The sequence below is a fragment of the Ruminococcus sp. AM43-6 genome, from assembly GCF_003461785.1.
In the GTDB taxonomy this organism is placed as follows: Bacteria; Bacillota; Clostridia; order Oscillospirales; family Ruminococcaceae; genus Hominimerdicola; species Hominimerdicola aceti.
Window position 1 is genome coordinate 1 of record NZ_QTXU01000047.1, and the last position, 8,313, is coordinate 8,313.

Genomic DNA, 8,313 nt, shown 5'->3' on the forward strand with positions numbered 1-8,313 from the left:
CCCGGTGTACGTGAGCCTGCACCTGTGTCTATTTCCCCGATCCGCGCCTTTTGCACCCACGTCCCCAGCGTCCCTTTGGGGATGCACAGCTCATCTGCTGCCTTGGTGCCAATCTCCTTTGCGAGCTTTATTGCCTGCTTTTTAAACTCTTCATCATATTGTTTTCCTGTTACCATTGATGACACACTCCTTTGTTTTTATTATACTTTGATTGTTTTGTATGTGTCAAGTTTTATTATACAGGATTATTTATAAGACCGCCGAGTATTACGCCCGACGGTCGAACTTTCTTTTTTTGGCGACTTACTTTACTGACTGGAGTTTCTCGCTAAGGAACTTCTCCTCAAACTTGTCTGACGGCATAGGTCTGCCGAAATAATAGCCTTGTATAACGTCAGTTTCCAGATCTCTCAGGATATCGAACTGCACCTGTTCCTCAACGCCCTCTGCACAAACTGCTATATGAAGGTCGTGAGAAAGATTAACTATCATTTTAACAAACACCGCAGTGTCAGGATTTTTTGCAATATCATCAATAAACGACTTGTCTATTTTAATGGTATTCAGCGGCATCTCCTTGATGCAGTTAAGCGAAGAATATCCCGTTCCGAAATCGTCCAGTGCTATCTTCACGCCCTTGTCTGTTATATGCTTCAAAAGCTCCTTCATCTTTTCCATATCATGGATAGCAAGACTTTCCGTGACCTCAAAACATATCTTCTCAGGGGGTGCGCCTGTTTCGTCAAAAAGTGTGTCTATCTTGTCAAGGAAATCAGGCTCAATTATCTGACCTACAGACAGATTGATGTTCATTCTCAAATCAAGCCCTGCATCAGCCCACTTTTTGCACTGTCTGCCTGCGATCCTTATCATGTTCTCGCCCAAGAGATTGATATAGCCAAGTCTTTCCGCCATAGGGATAAATTCGGCAGGGGAAACCTGACCAAACTCAGGTGGATTCCACCTCATAAGCGCTTCACAGCCCACAAGCTTCTTTTCGGAGCTGCTGAATATAGGCTGATAGTACGCCGTGAAATGTGCAAAGCCGTTTGTGATATCCTTGTGCATGAGCCTTTCAAGTTCGATCTGCCTTGAAAGTATCCTGCCGATAGTTTCATTATAATTTATAGTACAATTCTTGCCCTGCTTTTTAGCATATGAAATGGCAAGGTCGATTCTTTTAAGTACCGTATTTACAGTATCATCGGGCTTTGGAAACTTCGCCACGCCCATTGAACAAGTGCAATAGCAACTGCTGTTAGCTATCTGCCACTCTGTGTTGAACTTATCATGTATGATCTTGCATATCTCGTCGATCTCAGCCTGATCCTGATCTCTCAGAAGCACAACGAACTCATCGCTGCCAAATCTAAAAACGCTCAGCTTTTTATTCTTCCAGGCAAAATTCTCAAAGAATTTACCTATCTCTTTGAGAAGCCGGTCACCATTATTATGACCATAGCTGTCATTTATGTTCTTGAAATTATCAAGGTCAATGAGCATAACAGTGCTGATCTCATCGCTTTCAATAATGCCCTGTATACTCTTATCAAGACTTAGTCTGTTAGGAAGACCTGTGAGATTATCGTAAAAGACCTGCTTTTCGATGACCCTCTCATAATTTATCTTTTCTGAGATATCATTAAGTGTGCAAAGTCTGATAGTCCTGCCATCATGCCATTTTATGAACTTTTCCGACACATTGAACCATTTGTCCATGATCTCGGAATAATAATCTCCTCCAAAAAGCATTCCTTCCTTGTGAGCAGGAAGCTCACACCAAGTCTTGCTGAAAACGTCACTTTCCTTTTTGCCAACCAGTTTTCCATAATACTGTTCAAAAATCTTGCTGGCAAAAACTATCTCACCGCTGTCCTGTACCACTGCAAGCACATAGGAATTCATATTATCCATAACGTCAGTAAGCGTACGAGTAGTGCTTTCAGCATGTTCAGCCGCTCTCCTGGTATGGAGCATACCAGAAAGTATGTATGTCAGACGTGAGGCTAGCTGTATCTCCTCAGGTGACCATACTCTCTCAGGATCAGAGGACAAAAGATTGAAATATGCAACATACTTATTTGCGTCCTTGACAGCACAAGTGAGTGAACAAGGATACACCGCTCCACGCAGGGTTATTTCCTCATTATCTCCATTCGGGTGAGCCTTATCCGCAACGTGGATACCAGTTTGCATAAGTGCTTTTTTCATTGCATTGTATCTATTTCTATTAAATTCTTTATCAAAAGCAAATACAGTATATTTATGTGTATCAGCGATCAATTCATAACTCAAAGGTTCTGAGTTTTCATAGCCTGAAACAGTTACCGTAGCCGCATTGACATAAAGTGCAGAGCAAATACTTTCGAGAAAATTCTTGCACACATTATCAAATATGTCATCACTTTCAAGTATTTTCAAAAAGCTCTCGAACTTTTCGTTATAGGTCTTAGCCGGTATTTCCATACAAACAGCCCTCCTCTGCTTATATAAATACGTCTAGCATCATTATAACATATTTTCCGTAATATCACAAGGGGAATTATAGAAATTTATTTATAATGCACAAAACAAATGACCAAATTTATATATTATTAAAAAGCAAGCCCCGTAGTTAAGCTTAAAAAAGTTTAACTGACGGAGCAAATGTGACCGAACCGATAAGCCGAGTTTTGTCGAGTGCGATAATCTATCTGGACTGTACGTCGCCGCACAGCTCTAGCCACCTATAGCCCCAAGTCTGACGAGCAGCCATTGACTTGCAAGCTACCATTGGTGTTGCATCGGATAAGGTTTACATAGCAATGACGTCTCCGCCATTCTGGTGGGCTTTTACCCCGCCTTTCCACCCTTACCAACAAAAGTTGGCGGTATATTTCTGTTGCACTGGCTCTAAGGTCACCCTCGGCTGACGTTATCAGCTATCCTGCTCTATGATGCTCGGACTTTCCTCATAAACCTAGAACGTTTACGCTATCGCATAGCTCGCTCACACTATGATTATATCACATGAATGACGAAATGTCAAATAAAAGCCTGCATAGACAGTGAGCATTCTTTTATAAAAGAAAATCATGCAAAACGTCTCACACATATTTACAATTTACAGAAAATGTGATAGAATTAAAATAACCAAATCAAGGGAGCGTAAAAAATGAGAACTTGTCCTCTATGTGGAAAGTGAGGGCGAGATCGATACTTGCTATGGAATAACATTGGATAAGCTAAAAAGCAACCTCAGCGACGTTGGACTTCCCTCAGACAGTGAATTTATAAGGGTAAGCTATGTAATTAACTGCTGTAAAAGCTATGATGAAATATTTGAATATGCCAAAAAGGTGAATTTTTCAAACGAACTTTTCATTGATGATGAGGGCGACCTTACAGTTTATTCACAAAGGCTGGATTACAAATATCTCGGCTGCACAATATATGATAGATGTGATAGTCAGCAAAAGCCTAATGGTGATATTTCATACACGACCGAATACGTCTGCGAGATCTGGCTTATGAAATAAGCAAAATTAAAGTTTACAAATCATCTTATAATTAGCCTTGATATATTGTTTACAATTCACAAAAATTATGCTAAAATAAACGTATGCTTTTAAGCTCTTAGCTTTATCAGTAAATAATATAACAAGGAAAAAAACATCTATGAAGTTCAATATCAAAAAGGTCGCAGCCGCATTTTTAAGTGTGGCAATGCTCACCACAGGCTCGGCTCAGCTTTCTGTTTTTGCACAGCAGACGCTTAAATACGAAGCCGAAAACGGCACTTTAGGTGGCTCTGCCTATATCCAAACAGACAGCTCCGCATCAGGCTCTAGGTCAGTTCGTTTTTCAGACTCAAGCTGCACATGGTCACAGACTGTTACAGTCAGCGAAAGCGGATACTACAAAATAAAGCTTTACAGCCGCGGAGAAGGCTCGAATAAGATAAACAACCTTTCTGTAAACGGCTCAAATGCAGGCACTTTCAGCAGTGCAAACAGCTCTGCCTATAAAGCGTCCACAGTGAATGGTATTTATCTCAAAAAGGGTCAGAACACTGTCAAAATAACAATGTCGTGGGGATATTTTTCTCTTGACTACATAACCATAGAAAAAATGAGCTCTTCAAATGCCTACACTGCCGCTGAAAATCTCGTTGACCCATACGCTTCACAAAGCACACAGCGCCTTTACAGCTATATGAAAGACGTTTACGGCAAAAAGGTCATAACAGGACAGTATTGCGACGGTGGACTTAACGGCGCTGAGTTCAAAGCTATAAAGTCCGCCACAGGTCAGACCCCTGCTATGTTGGGTCTTGACTTTATGCGCTATACTCCATGCCGTGTCCAGAATGGTGACACCTCCGACGCTGTCGAAAAGGCTATCGAGTTTTCACGGGCAGGAGGAATAGTAACATTCTGCTGGCATTGGAACGTCCCTGACAAATATCTTCTCTCAGGTACAGACGGCGGAAATCCACGTTGGTGGGGTGGTTTTTACACCAAAAACGTTGACCGCTCAAAGTTCTCGCTTACCAAAATAATGAACGGCTCAGACCCTAAGGGCTACAACACTCTTATGAGCGACGTTGACGAGATCGCCAAACAACTCAAACGTCTTTCTGACGCAGACGTTCCGGTACTGTTCAGACCGCTCCACGAGGCAAGCGGGGGTTGGTTCTGGTGGGGTGCAGATGGCTCGGAAGCCTACAAAAAGCTTTGGCTGGCAATATATAACAAGCTCACGAATGAATACAAGCTTGACAATATCATATGGGTATGGAATGGTCAGGCGGCAAATTGGTATCCTGGCGACGAATATGTTGACATAATCGGAGAGGATATCTACCCAGGCACAAGAGATTATTCAGCCCAAAGCTCAAAATATCTTGAAGCCACAGACTGTTCACCAAACGGAAAAATAGTTGCCCTTACAGAAAACGGCTGTCTTTTCGACCTTGACAAAGCCTTTGAAACAAACACCGCATGGTCGTATTTCGGCACATGGAGCGGTGAGTTTTGCATATCAAGCTCTGAGAAATATACCGAGAAAAGTATGTGGCAAAAGGTCTATAACAGCGACTATGCAGTGACACTTTCAAGTCTGCCCGATCTGAAAAACTATCCTATCAGCGACGACAATACACAGATAACTCTTGACTCCACGTCAAAAGAAGTCACATACGGCGACAGCATTACCCTAAAAGCCAGCGTGACCTCAGGCACTCCTCAGACGGTAACATGGAAAAGCTCCAACACAGCCGTTGCCACAGTAAAAGACGGTGTTGTGACCGCCAAGGGCAAAGGCACAGCAAAGATAACAGCCTCCCTGCCTAACGGAAGGTCTGCCGTCTGCACTGTAAAGGTCACCACAAAAAAGCTTCCAACATCAGGCTATTTCTACGCAAGCACTGCACAGTACACAGGCAGTGCAATTATTCCGACAGTCACTGTTAAGGACGGAAGCAAAGTTCTCCGTCAGAACATCGACTATCGTGTGATAGTCACGAACAATGTTAAAATCGGTCACGCTAACATCACTATCTCAGGCATGGGCAACTATTACGGCAGTTATACCGCAGGCTTTGACATTATCCCTGCCAAGCAGACCATACAAAAGCTTGAAACAAGATACAAAGGCTTCTTTGTGGATTGGGCGCAGAAAGGCTCTGCCACAGGCTATGACATTCAGTATTCCACCAGCGCAAACATGAGCGGTGCGGCTTCCAAACACCTCACTGCCAACAAGCCAGATAAACTGACAATAAGCGGTCTGACAGCCGATAAGACCTACTACGTCCGTGTCCGTTCCTACACAAACGTTGGAAGCAAGACTTATTATGGTCCATGGTCTGACATAAAAAGCATAAAGACCGCAAAATATGATATCACAAAAGCTTCCGTTTCTGGCATTTCCACCAAGGCATACACAGGCAAGGCTATAACGCAGAACATTACTGTGAAATACAACGGCACTGCCCTGAAAAACGGAACTGATTACACAACTTCCTACTCAAACAACAAAAAAATCGGCAAGGCAATTGTCAAGATAACAGGTAAAGGCAAATATGGCGGCGTTATCACAAAGACCTTTACCATAAACCCTGCCAAGCAGGAGATACAAAAGCTTACGTATAAATCCAAAGCATTTTTCGTGGATTGGGCGCAGAAAGGCTCTGCAACGGGCTATGAGATACAGTATGCGACTAACTCCAAGTTTACAAACGCAAAGAAAGTCACCATAAAAAACAACAAAACCGACAAGACCACAATTTCAAAACTTAGCGGCAAAAAGAAATATTACGTTCGTGTCCGTTCCTACACGACAGTGAACGGCACAAAATATTACGGTGCATGGTCGGTTTCAAAGAGCGTGACTACAAAAAAATAAAGAAAAAGTGATTGTCCATAGCAAAATAGAGGTCTGGCTCAAACGTCAGACCTCTATTATTTTTTATTCGCACACAAAAACACCCCGTATCATAAGACACGGGGTGAAATTTTTGTTATCTATTCAGATATCCTAAACTTTGCAAGAATTACTTCTTCTGTGCAATAGCAGCCTGTGCAGCAGCTCACCTGCACGAGCTTTTATGACAATTTCACCGTTTAAACCAAGTAGATTTATCAACCAGTATGTAAAGTGACAGCTTTCGCCGTCACCGATCGTAAGCTCAGCAGAGTTTTTTCTGCCTGTGAGCGTACAACGTATTTTTTCACTTTTCTCCTCGCCGAGATTGATTATCCATTCAAAATTTGTATTGTCAACCGGCGTAATTCTCGATACCAATTTGCTAATAATTTCATCGTTGATGTGACCGTTGTCAGCAGAAAGTATCTCATCAAGAGTTCTGCAAATACGATCCGTGTCTATGCAGTTTCCGCTGACCGTATCAGCTGTGTCGTTCCTTTTAAGCTCCGCTTTTAAACACTCAAGCTCATTTTCTGAATCAGCTCGGACCGTTCGGTATTCGTCCTTTTCAATATCTCCCTCGGCATACATATCAACCAGCTTGCGCATTTTCGCTTCAAGTTTTTCAATTTTGGATTTGATAATATAGGCGTTTTTCTGCAACGAATCGGTTCCGTCCATGCAGTGCTTGTTGATCAAGTCAAGCACCCTTTCAATGATCTCATATCTGTCCGCAAGCACCTCGCCCAAAATCTTGTCCGCCATCATTTCAAGTTTCCATTGACAAATGCCTTTTATATCGCACACACCATCCGCCTCAATCCCGTGATTTGACAGATAACGTGGACTGACCGACTGACTGCGACGATAGCAGGAATAACCATAAACCTCCTTGCCGTCTTTCTTGTTCGTCCGCCATTTATACTTTTTAAATCCAGATTCACAGTGGCATTTCAGCTTGTTAAGCCAAGGGTCAGTGGACGGATTATGTCCGAACTTCTTATCCTTACCCATACTGTTCTTTAGCACCTGACAGCGTGATTTCATAATCCGTGCACACTCGTCCCACTGTGCTTCGCTGATGATCGGCTCGAAATCACCCTTGTGATAAACGTAGGTTGAGGTGTCATAATTGTTTTTCCTCTTTTGCTCCAGATAGTTATTGGTACTTGATTTATTGTACCCGATATAGCCCTTGTAGGTTGCGTTCTTCAGTATTCTGTTTACCTTTGAGACGTCCCACTTGACGTTACCCGATGAGTCCCTGCGTTCAAGGCGATATAGCTCGTTGACGATCTTCTTTATTCCGTAGCCGTGCAGATAGTAATCATATATTATCGTCACCGTTTCCGCCTGCTCTGGATTGATCACATAGGTGGAGCCGACTCGGTCGTACCCAAGAATATTTCCGTTCCCGTATAGCACACCGTTCTCGCGGCTGATATATTGTCCCGCACGAACTCGCTCAGAAATTTTTCTACTCTCGTCCTGTGCAAGAGTAGCCATAAGCGTAAGTCTGAGTTCTCCGTCACCGTCCATTGTCCAGATGTTGTCCTCAACAAAGTAAACCTCAATACCCAAGTTCTTTAGCTCACGAGTAAACGTCAGCGTGTCAACCGTATTTCGTGCGAATCGACATACCTCTCTTGTAACTATAAGATCGAATTTTCCTTGCCGTGCGTCCTCGATCATTTGCAGGAACGACGGTCTTTTCTTAGCCTGCGTTCCCGTAATTCCTTCGTCAATGTATTTGTCGATAACGATCCAGTTATTATGCTGTTTTGCTTGATCGTCATACCATTGAAGCTGATTTTCCAGAGCGGAGATCTGAGCCTCGTGCTCGGTGTAATCCTGTATAATAAAACTTGACACATACAAAACAATCAAAGTATAATAAAAACAAAG

Annotated in this window: 4 protein-coding genes and 1 other RNA gene; 2 read left to right on the top strand and 3 right to left on the bottom strand. The window is 42.8% G+C overall.

All coding sequences use genetic code 11. The annotated features are described in order from the left end of the window. Positions 1-303: 303 nt before the first annotated feature. Together DW938_RS13830 and rnpB are read right to left on the bottom strand one after the other, a co-directional pair. Entirely contained in the window at positions 304-2,466 is a 2,163-nt protein-coding gene (locus DW938_RS13830) for a GGDEF domain-containing phosphodiesterase (RefSeq protein ID WP_118125492.1), read from the bottom strand. Between the two features lie 179 nt (positions 2,467-2,645). After that, an RNA gene (gene rnpB / locus DW938_RS13835) (RNase P RNA component class A) lies at positions 2,646-2,992 on the bottom strand. 181 nt (positions 2,993-3,173) lie between these two features. On the opposite strand from rnpB, the gene DW938_RS13840 reads away from it, so the two are divergent. Together DW938_RS13840 and DW938_RS13845 are read left to right on the top strand one after the other, a co-directional pair. After that, positions 3,174-3,518, top strand: coding sequence for a hypothetical protein (locus DW938_RS13840; RefSeq protein ID WP_118125494.1), 345 nt, complete (start codon positions 3,174-3,176; stop codon positions 3,516-3,518). Between the two features lie 139 nt (positions 3,519-3,657). After that, positions 3,658-6,387 carry a glycosyl hydrolase gene (locus tag DW938_RS13845; protein WP_118125496.1) on the top strand — a complete coding sequence of 910 codons (2,730 nt, stop codon included), beginning with the start codon at positions 3,658-3,660 and terminating at the stop codon, positions 6,385-6,387. 132 nt (positions 6,388-6,519) lie between these two features. Here DW938_RS13845 and DW938_RS13850 read toward each other — a convergent pair. Further along, the coding region (locus DW938_RS13850; protein ID WP_147342403.1) for a recombinase family protein at positions 6,520-8,313 on the bottom strand (1,794 nt) is incomplete at its 5' end.

Coding starts and splice junctions, on each gene's coding strand:
- DW938_RS13845 (WP_118125496.1), top strand. CDS start 3,658: ATGAAGTTCAATATCAAAAAGGTCGCAGCCGCATTTTTAAGTGTGGCA.
- DW938_RS13830 (WP_118125492.1), bottom strand. CDS start 2,466: ATGGAAATACCGGCTAAGACCTATAACGAAAAGTTCGAGAGCTTTTTG.